This is a genomic window from Variovorax humicola, from assembly GCF_037889915.1.
Taxonomy (GTDB): Bacteria; Pseudomonadota; Gammaproteobacteria; order Burkholderiales; family Burkholderiaceae_C; genus Variovorax; species Variovorax humicola.
Window position 1 is genome coordinate 1 of sequence record NZ_JBBKZV010000024.1, and the last position, 13,960, is coordinate 13,960.

Here is a 13,960-nt window from a genome sequence, read left to right on the forward strand (position 1 = left end):
GGCCAGGTCGCGGTTGGCCATGGCCTGGAGGTCGGGGTTGTTGGTGGCCTGCGCCACGTGCAGCGCCTTGCTGGCCGCGCGCACGCTCTGGCGGAACTCGCCCTTGTCGGCGAGTGCCACCGCCTGGCTGCAGTATTGGTAGCCCGACAGCTTGACGTTGTCGTTGGCGTACAGCACGGCGCCGTCGTTGCTGAGCGCGAGGATGGTGTCGGTATCGGCAAGCCGCGCTTTTTCCTGCTTGGCCGCGATGGCTTCGGCATCGCGCGTTGTGGCGCGCGTTGTTTGTGCCATAGCCCACGGCGCATTGAGCAACGCGGTCGCCAGCATCGGTACGGCCCACCACGCACGCCTTTGTCCACGCGGCGCGCGACGCCGCAAAAGTCTCGAGAACCACGTCATTGGACCCCCAGGCGCGATCTGCAACCGCGCGCTTTGCACGCGCTTCCGACGCCGCAGAAGTGCGCGCCTCTCAGACCTCGTCCGGAAAGTCTAGGAGGGGGTCGATGCGCCAGCCATTCACAAGAAGCTATACCGCAAATGGTCTACTGATAAGTGAGTAGTTCACGAATAGCGGCGCTGGCAAGGCCTACGCCGGCACGGCATCGATGTTGGCGCGGTCCCAATGACGGTGCTTGCCCATGGCGGCGATGAAGGCCTGCGCAACTTCCTGCGCAGCCGAGTTGTTGCCGAGGTCGTTGACCGGTGTCGCGGCCACCACCACGCCCGCGGGCGCCGCCGCCGCATCGGCGCCGATGCCCAACGTGGAGAGCAACGCGACGCCTTCGCCCACCGTGCAGATTGCTTTGCAATGCTTGTAGGCCTCCAGCACGAAGTGCACCGCATCGCCATTGCGCGCCAGTGCTTCGGCCGCCTCCTTGCCCGCGGGCACGAGCACCGCATCGAACATCACCGACGGCGAGTTGACGAAGGTCGCGTCGATGTCGATCTGCCGCTTCGACGCACTCAGCACACTGCCCAGGCGCGGCCCCACCACCTTGCATTGCGCGCCGGCATGCTCGATGGCTTCGCGGATCGGCTTCAACGAAGCCGAGTCCATGCCATCGGCCACCAGGATCGCCACCTTGCGCGTGCGCACCGAGCCGTCGCCGGCGACGGCCATGCTGAGTGCGGGCGACTCCTCGACGGACATGCTGATCCTGAAGTCCCGATAGCCGGCACGGCCCGCGGCAGCCTTCGCATCGGGCGCACCGGTGCCCAGCGGTTCGGCCACGCGGCGCGCGAGTTTCTCGTCGACGTGCGCCAGGTTGTCGACCATGCGTTGCCGGATCGCCGGCACTTCGAGCTTCGACAACTCGAAGCGGAAGGCCGCGATGATGTGCTCCTTCTCGGCCGCGCTCTGGCTGTTGAAGAACAACCGCGCCTGCGTGAAGTGGTCGTCGAACGACGGACTGCGGCGTCGCACCTTCGGCGATTCGATTTCATCCGGGAAGGACTGGAAGCCCTTGCTGCCGCCATCGACGCGGAACTCCTGCCCGTTGCCCAGCGAGTTGGGCTCATAGGCCACCTGCCCGCGCGCAATGGACTGGCGATGCATGCCGTCGCGCTGGAAGTTGTGGAACGGACATACGCCCTTGTTGATGGGCAACTCGTGGAAGTTCGCGCCGCCCAGCCGCGATATCTGCGTGTCCGTGTACGAGAACAGGCGGCCCTGGAGCAGCGGGTCGTTGGTGAAGTCGATGCCCGGCACCACATGGCCCGGATGAAAGGCGACCTGCTCGGTCTCGGCGAAGAAGTTGTCGGGGTTGCGGTTCAGCACCAGCTTGCCGATCTTCTGGACCGGCACCATCTCCTCGGGGATGAGCTTGGTCGGGTCGAGCAGGTCGAAGCCGAGCGAATGCTCCTTGTCCTGCGGAATCATCTGCACGCCGAGTTCCCATTCGGGGAAGTCGCCGTTCTCGATCGCTTCCCACAAGTCGCGGCGATGAAAGTCCGCATCCTTGCCGGCGATCTTCTGCGCCTCGTCCCACGCCAGGCCGTGGATCCCCAGCTTCGGCTTCCAGTGGAACTTCACGAAGTGCGATTCGCCATTCGAATTGACGAAGCGGAAGGTGTGCACGCCAAAGCCTTCCATCATGCGCAGGCTGCGCGGAATGGCGCGGTCGCTCATGGCCCACATCAGCATGTGCGTGGTCTCCGGCATCAGCGAGGCAAAGTCCCAGAAGGTGTCGTGCGCGCTCGCGGCCTGCGGCATCGCATGGTGCGGCTCGGGCTTCACCGAGTGGATCAGGTCGGGGAACTTCATCGCGTCCTGGATGAAAAACACCGGGATGTTGTTGCCCACCAGGTCATACGTGCCTTCGCGCGTGTAGAACTTGACGGCAAAGCCGCGCACGTCGCGCACGGTGTCGGCCGACCCAGCCCCGCCGGCCACGGTCGAGAAGCGCACGAATACGGGCGTCTTTTGCTGAGGGTCCTGCAGGAAGTCGGCGCAGGTGAACTGCGACATCGACCTGTAGACCTGGAAGAAGCCATGCGCCCCCGAGCCGCGCGCATGCACCACGCGCTCGGGAATGCGCTCATGGTCGAAGTGCGTGATCTTCTCGCGCAGGATGAAGTCTTCCAGCAGGGTCGGACCACGGACGCCCGCTTTCAGCGAGTTGTGGTTGTCGGGTATCTGCAGGCCCTGGTTGGTGGTGAGTTGCGGGGTTGGCTCGGCGGTGTAGCCCGCCAGCTGCTCCTGCTTGGCGCTACCTGCATCTGTGGAGGAGGCTTTGGGGCGGCGACCGGCCGCTGCCTTGCTTTGTGGCGTCATGAAAGCCCTTTGGTTGAAAACAGACGTGGCCTTTGCGCTGGACTGTGCCCTGGCCTGTGCCTTGGAAAGGCGAGCATCGATCTTCACCGCCTCCCGGCCCGCGACCCGTAATGCACTGGCGCCGCCAGCCGTCAGCACCCCGAGGCGATGCGGGTAGGAGTCGGCCGACGCGCAGGCGCCGTCGCCTACGCAAGTTCGGGCAGACCTGCCCCGTTGCCAGGTCCCCTCTCGGGACTACGATGGCTCGAACCCCCAGGGCGGGCATCAAACGTGCATGCGCCCTCCACACACTTCATCAGGACAGGGAAGCGCGTCATGCACATCCAGATCGGCTACGACATCGAGATCGGCGTGAGTGCGCCCACTGCATTGATATACATGCTGCAGGTCCATCCTTCGCGCGAGAGCGACATCGTCGGCGCGGAGAACATCACCATCAGCCCACCGCTGCGCACCGACTACTACCTCGACAGTTTCGACAACCACTGCGCGCGGGTGGCCGTACCGGCGGGCGTGAGCAGCGTGCGGCTGCGCAACCAGGCCGTGGTCTACGACACCGGCTGGGCCGACCCGGTCGACTTTGGTGCGCAGCAATGCGCCGAAGCCGACCTTCCGGTGCCAACGCTCCTGTACGTGCTGCCGAGCCGCTATTGCGAGGTCGACAGCGAGTTGCTGCCCTTCGCCTGGAGCCAGTTCGGCAACACCACGCCCGGCTGGCACCGCGTGCAGGCCATCTGCGACTGGGTGCACAACCACCTGCGCTTCGACTACCAGACTGCACGCGCCACCCGTACCGCGCTGGACGGCTACCGCGAGGGCTGCGGCGTGTGCCGCGACTTCACGCACCTGGCGATCACCCTGTGCCGATGCATGAACATCCCGGCGCGCTACGTGACCGGCTACCTCGGTGACATCGGCATTCCGCCGGTGCCCTATCCGATGGATTTCAGCGCCTGGTTCGAGGTGTGGCTGGGCAACCGCTGGTATACCTTCGACGCCCGCCACAACACCCCGCGCATCGGCCGCGTCGTCATCGCGCGCGGACGCGACGCTGCCGACGTGCCGATCACGATGGTGTTCGGCGCGAACACGCTGCAGCGCTTCGAAGTGACGACCGAGGAGGTGTTCCTCGACTGACTGAACACCCCCGAAGCGCCTGCGGCGCCTCCCCCTCGAGGGGGCGCACCCAGCGGCCCGGCAAAGCCGGTTCCGCGGGTGCCCACGAACAGACCAGGATGACTCCCCCCGAAGCGCCTGCGGCGCCTCCCAGGGGGCGCACCCGGCGGCCCGGCAAAGCCGGTTCCGCGGGTGCCCACGAACAGACTTCGCAGGGCTCGTCCTGGTGGCGAAGCCGGCTCCGCGGTATCCCTGAGATTTGACGGTGCCGGTTTCGTGCGTTGCGGGTCACGCGATAGCGTGATGGATAGATGAGCGTATCCGGGATCTACAGCGCGCGGTCGCTCTTCACCGCGAAGTAGAACCATTCGGTGCCCGCCTGCGCCTCGGAGTTCGGAAACACGATGAACCCGTCGCGGTCCGACTTGAGCACGGTACCGTCGGCACGCATGCCGATGGTTTCACCCGCGGCCACCGGGTCGAAGGTGGCCCATTCGCGTGCGAACTGGTCTTCGTCGTCATCCCGGTCGGTGACGCTTACCAACCGCAGCAATTCGGGCGGCGCACGTTCCGGTGCCGGCTCCGACACCATGCCCAGCAGGCGCAGCGCCGCATGGATGGCCTGGTACGCCACCTCGGGCGCGGCCGGATCCTCGTGCTGGCCGCATTCGAGCGTCACGCCGTAGCCGCCACGGCTGCGCATGTACTCATTGGTGCCCCAGCCGAACGCCAGCGCCGCCTCGTCGATCGTCTCGCCGGGGTTGCGCTGCGCGAGCCCGGCCGCATAGATGTCGAGCCAGCCCTCCACCACGCGGCTGGTGCCGAGATGCAGCGCGAGTTGCCCCTCCTCTACCGCGCGCGAGAACGGTTCGAGCGTGCCGTCGTTATTGCGCGGGCCGATCATGGCGAAGGCGTCGCCGGCACTCTGGAACGAGTGCAGATCGAGCAGCACGTCATGCTGGTCGAGCAGCGGGCACAGCACGTCGGTCAGGCGTGCTTCGTAGTCGGCCGGTGTTTCGCCTTCGGGGGTTGGCTGGAACAGGCGGTTGAGATTGCGCTCACCCTCGCGCCGCAACAGACGCCGCGCCAGCGGATTCGCCACCGGCACCATGGTCAAAGTGCCGCACCTCAGTTGCACGCTGCCCTCGTCCAATTCGGCGCGCATGCGCTCGATGCCGACCGTGCCGCATGTCTCGTCGCCATGCACCCCGCCCATCACGATCAGCCTCGGCCCAGGCTCGACGGCGGCAAAACCGTGAATGCGCAAGGTGTCGGAGACGAGGGGGTCGGTGTCGGAGACGAGGGAGTCGGTGTCGGAGACGAGGGAGTCGGTGTCGGAGACGAGGGGGTCGGTGTCGGGGCTGGTGGGCATCGCGAAGCATCCTACAACCGCGTGCCCGCGGCTCCTACCCCGGGGTTTCGCGCGGCATGGCATAACGGCAACTTCGAAGGAGCAAGCCATGGCCACGACAAGGAAGACCCCACGCGAACGCGGCAACACGAAGATCGAGCAGGACGGCGAGCCCGCTCCCAAGCTGCCGCACGAGCACGACCAGTCATCGGACAGCCAGCAGAATCTCGACGGCACCGCGCCAGAGATCGGCCGCCAGGCGCTGGAAGACATCGAGCGCGGCGTGGTCGACACCGACCGCGGGCCGGTGGCCGATCGGGTCTACAACGAGAAGGTCAAGCGCTGAGGCCGGGGACGGTCAAGTTCCATTACAGGGCCAGCTGCGCGCGCATCGCTGAAATCACCCCCGCATAGTCCTTCGCCCCGAAAATCGCACTCCCCGCGACGAACGTATCCGCACCCGCACTGGCTGCGCGCGCGATGTTGTCGACCTTGATGCCGCCGTCCACTTCCAGCCGGATGTCGCGGCCGCTCTGCTCGATCAGCTTGCGGGCCTGTTCGATCTTGCGCAGCGCCGAGTCGATGAAGCTCTGGCCGCCGAAGCCGGGGTTCACGCTCATGATCAGGATCAGGTCGATGTCGTCGATGGCCCATTCGAGCGCTTCGAGGCCCAGGCCCGGGTTGAACACCAGCCCGGCTTTGCAGCCGGCCGCCTTGATGGCCTGGATGCTGCGGTGCATGTGCGGCGACGCATCCGGGTGAAAACTGATGAAGTCAGCGCCCGCTTGCGCGAAAGCGGCGGCCAGTGCGTCGACCGGTTGGATCATCAGGTGCACGTCGATGGGCACGGGCGTGCCGTTGGGCGTTTTCGCGTGGGGCTTCAGTGCCTGGCAGACCATCGGGCCGAAAGTCAGGTTCGGCACGTAATGGTTGTCCATCACGTCGAAGTGGATCCAGTCGGCGCCGGCGGCCACGACGTTGCGGACTTCCTCGCCGAGGCGCGCAAAATCGGCGGAGAGGATCGAGGGCGCGATGCGGAAGGTTTGGCTCATGCCCACGATTGTCGCAAAGCCTTTCACGCGTGTCCGTCCGGGTACCATGCGGCATGCCCAGCCACCCGATCATCGTCGAGATCGAACCCCGCTACCTTCCCGAGCAGTCTTCGCCCGAAGAAGACATCTACACGTTTTCCTATGCGGTGACCGTCACCAACAACAGCAAGATCGCTACGCAACTGATCGCGCGCCACTGGTACTTCAGCGATTCCTCCGGCAATGTGCAAGAGGTCAAGGGCCTCGGCGTGATCGGCCAGCAACCGTTGCTGGCGCCCGGCGCGTCATTCCAGTACTCCAGCGGTTGCCGCCTGAAGACGCCGAGTGGCAGCATGCATGGCAGTTTTTTCATGGTGACGGAACATGGCGACCGCTTCGATGCGCCGATCGCGATGGTCATGCTCGAAGCCGACCTCGGCGGGGCGCCCGCGCCCCGCGTGCTGCATTGACCGCATCGACTGAATTGCCGGCGGCACCTTCCGCATTCCCCTTTCGCACGACGTCCTGGTTCCTGTTGCTGATTCCTGCATGTCTTCCTTCATCAATGAATTGACGAGCTTCTGGGCCGACTGGGTTCGCCCTTCGGCCGGCTTGCCCACGGTGCTGTGGGCACTGCTGATCGCGGTGGCCGCGGCGGCCGGCCACCTGGTGCAGCGCTACATCGGCATGCCGAAGGTCGTGGGCTATTCGATCGTCGGCACGCTGGTCGGCCTGGCCGGATTCGAGGGCGCCGTGTGGCCGTTGCAGGGCGTGGGGCTCTTCATGGTCGAGCTGGGCGTGGCCATCGTGTTGTTCGAAGCCGGCGGCCGGCTGCCGTTGCGCTGGTTCCGCCACAACCCGATGGTGCTGGTGCAAAGCGTGGTCGAGTCCGCGCTGACCTACTTCGCCGTGTTCTGGGTGCTGAGCTGGCTCGACGTGCCGGGGCCGGTGGCGAATGCGCTGGCGCTGATGGCGATCGTGGCGTCGCCCGCCGTGCTTTCGCGCGTGGTGATGGACACGCAGGCGTCCGGCCCGGTGACCGACCGCGCGCTGACGCTGGCCACGCTCAACACCTTCTATGCCCTGACGCTCGGCTATGCGCAGGCGGGACTGATCGAGCGCGCACCGAGCGCCATCACCGAACGCGTCTACCCGGTGCTGGTGGTGCTGGGCCTGTCCTTCGTGGTCGGCGCGGCGCTGGCGCTGGCAATGCGGTCGGCCTTGCGCGTGATGAGCCCGACCAGCGAGAACACGTCGATCCTGCTGCTGGCGCTGATTGCGGCCGGCGCGGCGGTGTCTGCGCACATGGGCGGCTCGGCGCCGCTGGCCGCGCTCATCGGCGGCATCATGCTGAAGCAACTCAACCCGCGGCCGTGGTCGTGGCCGCGCCAACTGGGCACCGCCGCATCGCTGCTGACGATGCTGATGTTCGTGCTGGTCTCCATCGTGGCCGCGCAAGCCGACTGGAGCCTGCCGGTGGCCAGCCTGGTGCTGGCGCTGATCGCGGCAAGGGCCGTGGCCAAGGTGGTTGGCGTGTCGGTGGCCAATCCGGGCAGCGGCGCCAGCTGGAAGCAAGCGCTTTGGGTTGGCGGCGCGATGGCGCCGCTGTCATCCATTGCGCTGCTGATCGCGTCCAGCTTCGTCACCGCATCGCCGTTGCTCGGCGCGCTGATCACGCAGACCGCGCTGCCCGCCATCCTGCTGATGGAAGTTCTCGGCGCGGTGATCGCCACTGTCGCCATCCATCTGGCCGGCGAAAGCTCCGTGCCCTGGACACCCGAGGCGTTCAGCACGACCGAAGAGAGCCAGTCATGAGCAAGCAAGGGGCCAGGATGAATCCTTGCCGTTCGACTGGAGGCTGTCGGCGTCGAGGGCGCGACTCGGGGCGCGACTCGGGGCGCGGCTCGGGGCGCGGCTCGAAGAGCGGTTCGGGGAGCGGTTCGGGGAGCGATCACGCCGACGGCGTACTCTGCTGCGCGAATGTCCCCCGCCGCCAGCCTGCGGCTGCCGGCTCCTCCTTTATTTCGCTGCGCAGAGCACACCATCGACGTGATCCCGACGCGCAGTCGTTGATCGGCCGGCACAACCAACCGTTCCACGTGCCGAGGGTGCTGGGTGTCCCCCGCAGCGAAATAAAGGAGGAGGCCGCAGGCCGGGGGACATTCGCGGAGGGGGATACCCAGTGCCCTCGGCACGCACCCCGAAGCGCCTGCGGCGCCTCCCCCTCAAGCCCCTCGAGGGGGCGCACCCCGCGGCCCGGCAAAGCCGGTTCCGCGGGTGCCCACGAACAGGCTCCGCTTTGCTGGCCCCGATTTCATGCGTCGCGCAAGACGCTCTGCGTCATGGAGCACTGACATGAGCATCAAGCAGAACATGGCAACCGTGATGCCGATGTCCCGCGTCGTGCCGCTGGAGCGGTTCAACAAGTCGGAGGCGCTGTCGCTCGGCGTCGAGCTCGAGCTGCAACTGGTCAATACCCACGACTACGACCTCGCACCCTATGCCGAGGACATGCTGCGCCTGATGGCGCACACGCCGCTGCCAGGCAGCGTGGTGCCCGAGATGACCTCGAGCATGATCGAGATCTCCACCGGCATCTGCCACTCGGCCAAGGACGTGATCGCGCAGCTCACGCCGATCCGCGATGCGCTGGTGAAAAACGCCGACAAGCTCAACATCGCAGTCGTCGGCGGCGGCACGCATGCCTTCCAGCAATGGCACGAGCGCCGCATCTACGACAAGCCGCGCTTCCGCGAACTGTCGGAGCTGTACGGCTATCTGTCGAAGCAGTTCACCATCTTCGGCCAGCACGTGCACATCGGCTGTCCCGATGCCGATGCGGCGCTCCTGATGCTGCACCGCATGTCGCGCTACATCCCGCACTTCATCGCGCTGTCGGCCTCGTCGCCTTTCGTGCAGGGACAGGACACGCAGTTCGATTCGGCGCGGCTCAACTCGGTGTTCGCGTTTCCGCTCTCGGGCCGCGCGCCCTTCGCACTGACGTGGAAGGAATTCGAGGCCTACTTCGAGCGCATGACGCGGACCGGCGTGGTGCGCAGCATGAAGGACTTCTACTGGGACATCCGCCCCAAGCCCGAGTTCGGCACCATCGAGATCCGCGTGTTCGATACGCCGCTCACCGTCGAACGCGCCGCCGAACTGGCAGGCTACGTGCAATCGCTGGCCGCATGGTTCCTGCAGGAGCAGCCCTTCACGCCGAGCGAGGATGACTACCTCGTCTATAGCTACAACCGTTTCCAGGCCTGCCGCTTCGGGCTCGACGCGGTGTACGTGGACCCGGCCAGCGGCGAGCACATGCCGCTGCGCGAGCACATCCTCATGACGATGACGCAGCTCGAATGGCACAGCGAGGCCTTGAACGCGACCGAGGCGCTGGACCGCCTTCGCGCCGACGTCGATGCGAGCCAGAACGATGCACGCTGGCTGCGCGAGCGGCAGGGCAAGGAGCGGTTGCTGGCCGAGGTGGTGCGGCAGAGCGCGCGGCGTTTCCGCGGCGCGGTGTAGCAGGCGGCATATGGGCGAATTCGACCTCATCGCAAAGTACTTCACCCGGCCGGTGAAGCGCGCGGCGCTCGGCGTCGGCGACGACTGCGCGCTGCTGGCGCCGGCTCCCGGCATGCAGCTTGCCGTGTCGTCCGACATGCTGATCGAGGGCCGCCACTTCCTGTCGACCGTGGACCCGGCACGCCTCGGTCACAAGGCGCTCGCGGTGAACCTCAGCGATCTGGCCGCGTGCGGCGCGAAGCCGCTGGCCTTCACGCTCGCGCTGTCGATGCCATCGGTGGACGAAGCATGGCTGGCCGGCTTCTCGCGCGGTTTGCTTGGGCTGGCGGACGAACACGGATGCGAACTCGTCGGCGGCGACACCACGCGCGGGCCACTCAACATCTGCATCACCGTATTCGGCGAGGTGCCTGCCGGTGCGGCACTGCTGCGCTCGGGCGCCAGGACCGGCGACGACATCTGGGTCAGCGGCACGCTGGGCGATGCGCGGCTGGCGCTGGAGGCGTTTCGCGGCACGCTGTCGCTGCCTGCGACCATGTTCAAGTTTGCGCGGCTGCGCATGGAACAGCCGACGCCGCGCGTTGCGCTGGGCCTTGCGCTGCGCGGCATTGCCACGGCCGCGATCGATGTCAGCGACGGGCTGATCGGCGATCTCACGCACATCCTGCTGGCCAGCCGCGTCGGCGCACGCCTCGATGCCGACGCTGCCATGGATATGATCGCGGCGCGGCGCATGCCGGCGAACGCCGAATCCGGACTTGCGCTGGAAACGCTCCGCGCATGCGCGCTCGCGGGCGGCGACGACTACGAACTGGCGTTCACCGCTCGGGCAACTGCGCGCGATGCCGTCGAACAGGCGGCCCACGCGAGCCACACGGCCGTCACGCGCATCGGCACGATCGAGTCCGCGCTGGGCGTGCGTGTCGTGGACGCCCATGGCACGGTGCTGCCCCAGCGCTTCACCGGCTTCGATCACTTCGGCTGACCCATCAGGCAAACTGCGCGCCATTGCGCCCATTCACTCCATGATCGATCCAGCGGCTCCGATCGCTTCAAGCCCTTCCGTCAAACCCCCGCTGCGCCGCCCGACGTTGCGCTTCATGCTGTCGCATCCGGCTCACTGGATCGCCCTTGGCTTCGGCTCCGGCCTGCCGCGCATCGCGCCCGGCACCGTGGGCACCCTGTGGGCCTGGGCCGCGTACCTCTTGATGCAGCGCTGGCTGAATGGCGCCACGATCGGCTGGGTGATCCTGGCATCGTTGCCCATCGGCTGGTGGGCCTGCACCGTGACGGCGCGGCACATGAACATCGCCGACCCCGGCAGCATCGTGTGGGACGAGGTAGTCGCGTTCTGGATCGTGCTGTGGGTGGTGATGCCCACGGGCTTCATCTGGCAACTCGTCGCTTTCGCAATTTTCCGCGCTTTCGATGCGGCCAAGCCGGGCCCCGTGGCCTGGGCCGACGGGCTCTTCAAGCAACGCGGCGCGACCGAGCCCAACTGGTGGCGTGCCGGCTTCGGCATCATCCTGGACGATCTGGTGGCCGCCTTCTGCACCCTGCTGGTGATTGCGGCGGTGCGCGCATGGTGACCTACCGCACCGACGAATTGCTGCCGCGCCTCGCGGACCTGATGCTCTCCAGGCGCCTGATGCTGGCCACCGCGGAGAGCTGCACCGGCGGCCTGATCGCCGGCGCCTGCACCGACCTCTCGGGATCCAGCGCGTGGTTCGAACGCGGCTTCGTCACCTACTCGAACGACGCCAAGATCGAAATGCTTGGCGTCGATCCGGCGCTCATCGTCGCGCATGGCGCGGTCAGCGAGCCGGTGGCCCGCGCAATGGCCGCGGGCGCGGTCGCGCGCTCGCGTGCGCAGGTGTCGGTCGCGGTCACCGGCGTCGCGGGGCCGACCGGCGGCAGCCCCGACAAGCCGGTGGGTACCGTGTGGTTCGGCTGGTCGGTGGACGGTATCGTGCGCACCGAGCGACGCCTGTTCGGCGGCGACCGCGTCGCGATTCGCGCGGCCACGGTGCAACGCGCCATCGAGAATCTGATTACCCTGCTGCAACCCCAACGTTGACCCCTGGAGCAATGCCGATGACGACGCGCAACGAGGAAACCATCCGACGGTTCTACGACGCATTCGCCAAACTCGACGCCGACGCCATGGTCGCCTGCTACGCGCCAGACGCGGTGTTCAACGACGAGGTGTTCTCGCTGAACGGCGCGCGCGAGGTGGGCGGCATGTGGAAGATGCTGTGCACCGCCACCCGGGCCAAGGGCGCGCACGTGTGGCGCCTGACGTATCGCGACGTGGCCGTCGACGGCAACACCGGCCGCGCGCATTGGGACGCGCACTACCTGTTCAGCGCAACGGGCCGCACCGTGGACAACAGCATCGACGCCCGCATGACCTTCACGCCCGACGGCCTCATCGCCACGCACAACGACAGCTTTCCGTTCTGGACCTGGGCGCGCCAGGCGCTGGGCGCGCCCGGCCTGTTGATGGGCTGGTCGCCGATGCTGCGCAACAAGGTGCGCGCCACCGCCGCCGCGAATCTCGCGCTGTTCCTGGCGCGCGGCGGCTGAACCAACGATTCGAAACGAAGACAGGCAACAGACTGACCCACATGACCGACATCGCGATCTCGAACAACACCGCGCAACACCGCTATGAGGCCACGATCGGGGGCCAGCTGGCGGGCTACTCCGAATACAACCTCCTGCGCGAAGCCATCATGTTCACGCACACCGAGGTGCTGCAGGCTTTCGAGGGCAAGGGCGTCGGCTCGGCCATTGCACGTCACGTGCTCGATGACGCGCGCGCGCAAGGGCTGCACGTCATCCCGGTGTGCCAGTTCATTGCCGGCTACATCCGCAAGCACCCGGATTACGCGGACCTGGTGCGCGGCGACATGCGCCGCGCCTTCAAGATCTGACCCCAGCGGTCAAGCCGCGCGGCTCCGGTAGAGGCGCGCGTGCGCCGGCAGGTAGTCGTCCAGCGGGCCGAGACGGATGTCTTGCGGCCTTGGTGAAATCGGCTGAAGGTAGACGAACGCCTCGATGGCATTGCCATCGCCGTCGATGCGCTTCACGACCCGGATGCGCTGCCGCCGATAGCCATCCGGCTCGGTGATGCGCTCGAGCGCATCCATGCGCGCCAGCGCAGCCTCATCCACTTCGAACAGTTGCCCCGCCACCCGATGGCCCTGCCCCGGCAGGTCGATCAGCCACGGCGAATGCCGCTCGCCCACGAGGTACAGCGGATAGCGCTCCAGCGTGACAAACTCGCCGTCGATGCGCCGGCCGACGTTGGTCGCGAAATTCGGGAAGCCCTGCTTGAGGGTGCCGAAGACAAAGGCCGGAAGCATTCGCTCAGCCGGCCCCGTGGCACTTCTTGTACTTTTTCCCACTCCCACAAGGACACGGATCGTTGCGCCCCGGCGTCGCCTCCTTGCGAACGGTTTCCACGCGCGGGCCCATGCTCTTCCATAGCTGGCGCAGGTCGTACACCGCCCAGATCGCGGCGCCGAAATCGTCGAGGCGACCCTGGCTCAGGCTGGGCGGGGCGTCCTCGCTGAACATCGAAATCGTGGGCGTGCGCTTGTCGTCCTCGGTGAGCTCGACGATGGCATCGAGCGCGTCGTCGAGCATGCCGGCTGCTTCCTTGTCGCGGGGCGCGGCCCAGTCGTCGGGCCAGTTCTCCACCGCATACATGAAGCCGAGCGCCCACACCTGTCCGAAGGACGGTACCGCCTCGCCCGCAGATTCGGCACGGTCTTCCTCGGGCAGCGATGCAAGGGCGCCGCGCACGTCCAGCACTTCGGGCTGGTAGGTGCGCTCGTCGTCGAGCGATTCCACCGGCGCGTCGAGGCCTTGCTCGATTTCCTGCCAGCGGCGCTTCCAGTGCCAGACGAATTCCATGTACTTGGCGGGCTTGAATTCGTCGCCGAGCAGCACAGGCCAGTATTCCTCGGGCGGGATGGGCCGCCGCGAGCAGATCAGGGCGGCCATGAAACCCTCGCAGAACTCCCACTGCGGAATCTCGTCGTCGGCCTCGCGCATGAGGTCGAGTTCGCGGTCCAGCACGTCGAAATCTTCAGGGGTGAGCGGTGCGGCTATGGCGCCGGTGGAGGTTGTTTCAGGGCGTGAAGTCATGGTGGCGCA

At 66.8% G+C, this 13,960-nt stretch carries 15 protein-coding genes and 1 pseudogene; 10 read left to right on the plus strand and 6 right to left on the minus strand.

What is annotated here, in order from left to right; all coding sequences use genetic code 11:
- Positions 1-291: pseudogene (locus tag WKW80_RS26815) on the minus strand (CHAT domain-containing protein); the annotation flags it as partial.
- Positions 292-586: 295 nt separating this feature from the next.
- A complete protein-coding gene (locus WKW80_RS26820; protein ID WP_422822969.1) occupies positions 587-2,773 on the minus strand; it encodes a catalase in 2,187 nt (728 codons plus the stop codon).
- A 315-nt stretch (positions 2,774-3,088) separates the two neighbouring features.
- On the opposite strand from WKW80_RS26820, the gene WKW80_RS26825 reads away from it, so the two are divergent.
- Positions 3,089-3,910, plus strand: coding sequence for a transglutaminase-like domain-containing protein (locus tag WKW80_RS26825; protein WP_340366630.1), 822 nt, complete (start codon positions 3,089-3,091; stop codon positions 3,908-3,910).
- Positions 3,911-4,217: 307 nt separating this feature from the next.
- Here WKW80_RS26825 and WKW80_RS26830 read toward each other — a convergent pair whose 3' ends face one another.
- Positions 4,218-5,261: a M14 family metallopeptidase gene (locus WKW80_RS26830; protein WP_340366631.1), complete on the minus strand. Its 1,044-nt coding sequence runs from the start codon at positions 5,259-5,261 to the stop codon at positions 4,218-4,220.
- Positions 5,262-5,349: 88 nt separating this feature from the next.
- Between WKW80_RS26830 and WKW80_RS26835 the strand changes: the two genes are divergently transcribed.
- A complete protein-coding gene (locus WKW80_RS26835) occupies positions 5,350-5,586 on the plus strand; it encodes a hypothetical protein (protein WP_340366632.1) in 237 nt (78 codons plus the stop codon).
- Positions 5,587-5,608: 22 nt separating this feature from the next.
- Here WKW80_RS26835 and rpe read toward each other — a convergent pair whose 3' ends face one another.
- Complete coding sequence (gene rpe, locus WKW80_RS26840) at positions 5,609-6,292, minus strand: ribulose-phosphate 3-epimerase (RefSeq protein ID WP_340366633.1); 684 nt, start codon at positions 6,290-6,292, stop codon at positions 5,609-5,611.
- A 53-nt stretch (positions 6,293-6,345) separates the two neighbouring features.
- On the opposite strand from rpe, the gene apaG reads away from it, so the two are divergent.
- From apaG to WKW80_RS26880, 8 genes are all read left to right on the plus strand, one after another.
- A complete protein-coding gene (gene apaG, locus WKW80_RS26845; protein WP_340366634.1) occupies positions 6,346-6,741 on the plus strand; it encodes a Co2+/Mg2+ efflux protein ApaG in 396 nt (131 codons plus the stop codon).
- A 79-nt stretch (positions 6,742-6,820) separates the two neighbouring features.
- Complete coding sequence (locus tag WKW80_RS26850; RefSeq protein WP_422822970.1) at positions 6,821-8,086, plus strand: cation:proton antiporter; 1,266 nt, start codon at positions 6,821-6,823, stop codon at positions 8,084-8,086.
- A gap of 588 nt (positions 8,087-8,674) precedes the next feature.
- Positions 8,675-9,796: a YbdK family carboxylate-amine ligase gene (locus WKW80_RS26855; RefSeq protein WP_340366723.1), complete on the plus strand. Its 1,122-nt coding sequence runs from the start codon at positions 8,675-8,677 to the stop codon at positions 9,794-9,796.
- A gap of 10 nt (positions 9,797-9,806) precedes the next feature.
- Positions 9,807-10,781: a thiamine-phosphate kinase gene (thiL, locus tag WKW80_RS26860; RefSeq protein WP_340366635.1), complete on the plus strand. Its 975-nt coding sequence runs from the start codon at positions 9,807-9,809 to the stop codon at positions 10,779-10,781.
- Positions 10,782-10,821: 40 nt separating this feature from the next.
- On the plus strand, positions 10,822-11,385 hold the full coding sequence (locus WKW80_RS26865) for a phosphatidylglycerophosphatase A family protein (protein ID WP_340366636.1): 564 nt from the start codon (positions 10,822-10,824) through the stop codon (positions 11,383-11,385).
- Positions 11,379-11,873 (plus strand): CinA family protein, encoded by a 495-nt coding sequence (locus WKW80_RS26870; RefSeq protein ID WP_340366637.1) that lies wholly within the window; start codon positions 11,379-11,381, stop codon positions 11,871-11,873. Before WKW80_RS26865 ends, WKW80_RS26870 begins: the two co-directional genes overlap by 7 nt.
- A 17-nt stretch (positions 11,874-11,890) precedes the next feature.
- Positions 11,891-12,382, plus strand: coding sequence for a nuclear transport factor 2 family protein (locus tag WKW80_RS26875; RefSeq protein WP_422822971.1), 492 nt, complete (start codon positions 11,891-11,893; stop codon positions 12,380-12,382).
- Positions 12,383-12,423: 41 nt separating this feature from the next.
- Positions 12,424-12,732: a GNAT family N-acetyltransferase gene (locus tag WKW80_RS26880; RefSeq protein ID WP_340366638.1), complete on the plus strand. Its 309-nt coding sequence runs from the start codon at positions 12,424-12,426 to the stop codon at positions 12,730-12,732.
- Positions 12,733-12,741: 9 nt separating this feature from the next.
- Here the strand turns inward: WKW80_RS26880 and WKW80_RS26885 are convergent, their stop codons facing one another.
- Both WKW80_RS26885 and WKW80_RS26890 read right to left on the minus strand, forming a co-directional pair.
- A complete protein-coding gene (locus WKW80_RS26885) occupies positions 12,742-13,164 on the minus strand; it encodes a gamma-glutamylcyclotransferase family protein (RefSeq protein ID WP_340366639.1) in 423 nt (140 codons plus the stop codon).
- 4 nt (positions 13,165-13,168) lie between these two features.
- On the minus strand, positions 13,169-13,951 hold the full coding sequence (locus WKW80_RS26890) for a UPF0149 family protein (RefSeq protein WP_340366640.1): 783 nt from the start codon (positions 13,949-13,951) through the stop codon (positions 13,169-13,171).
- Positions 13,952-13,960 lie beyond the last annotated feature (9 nt).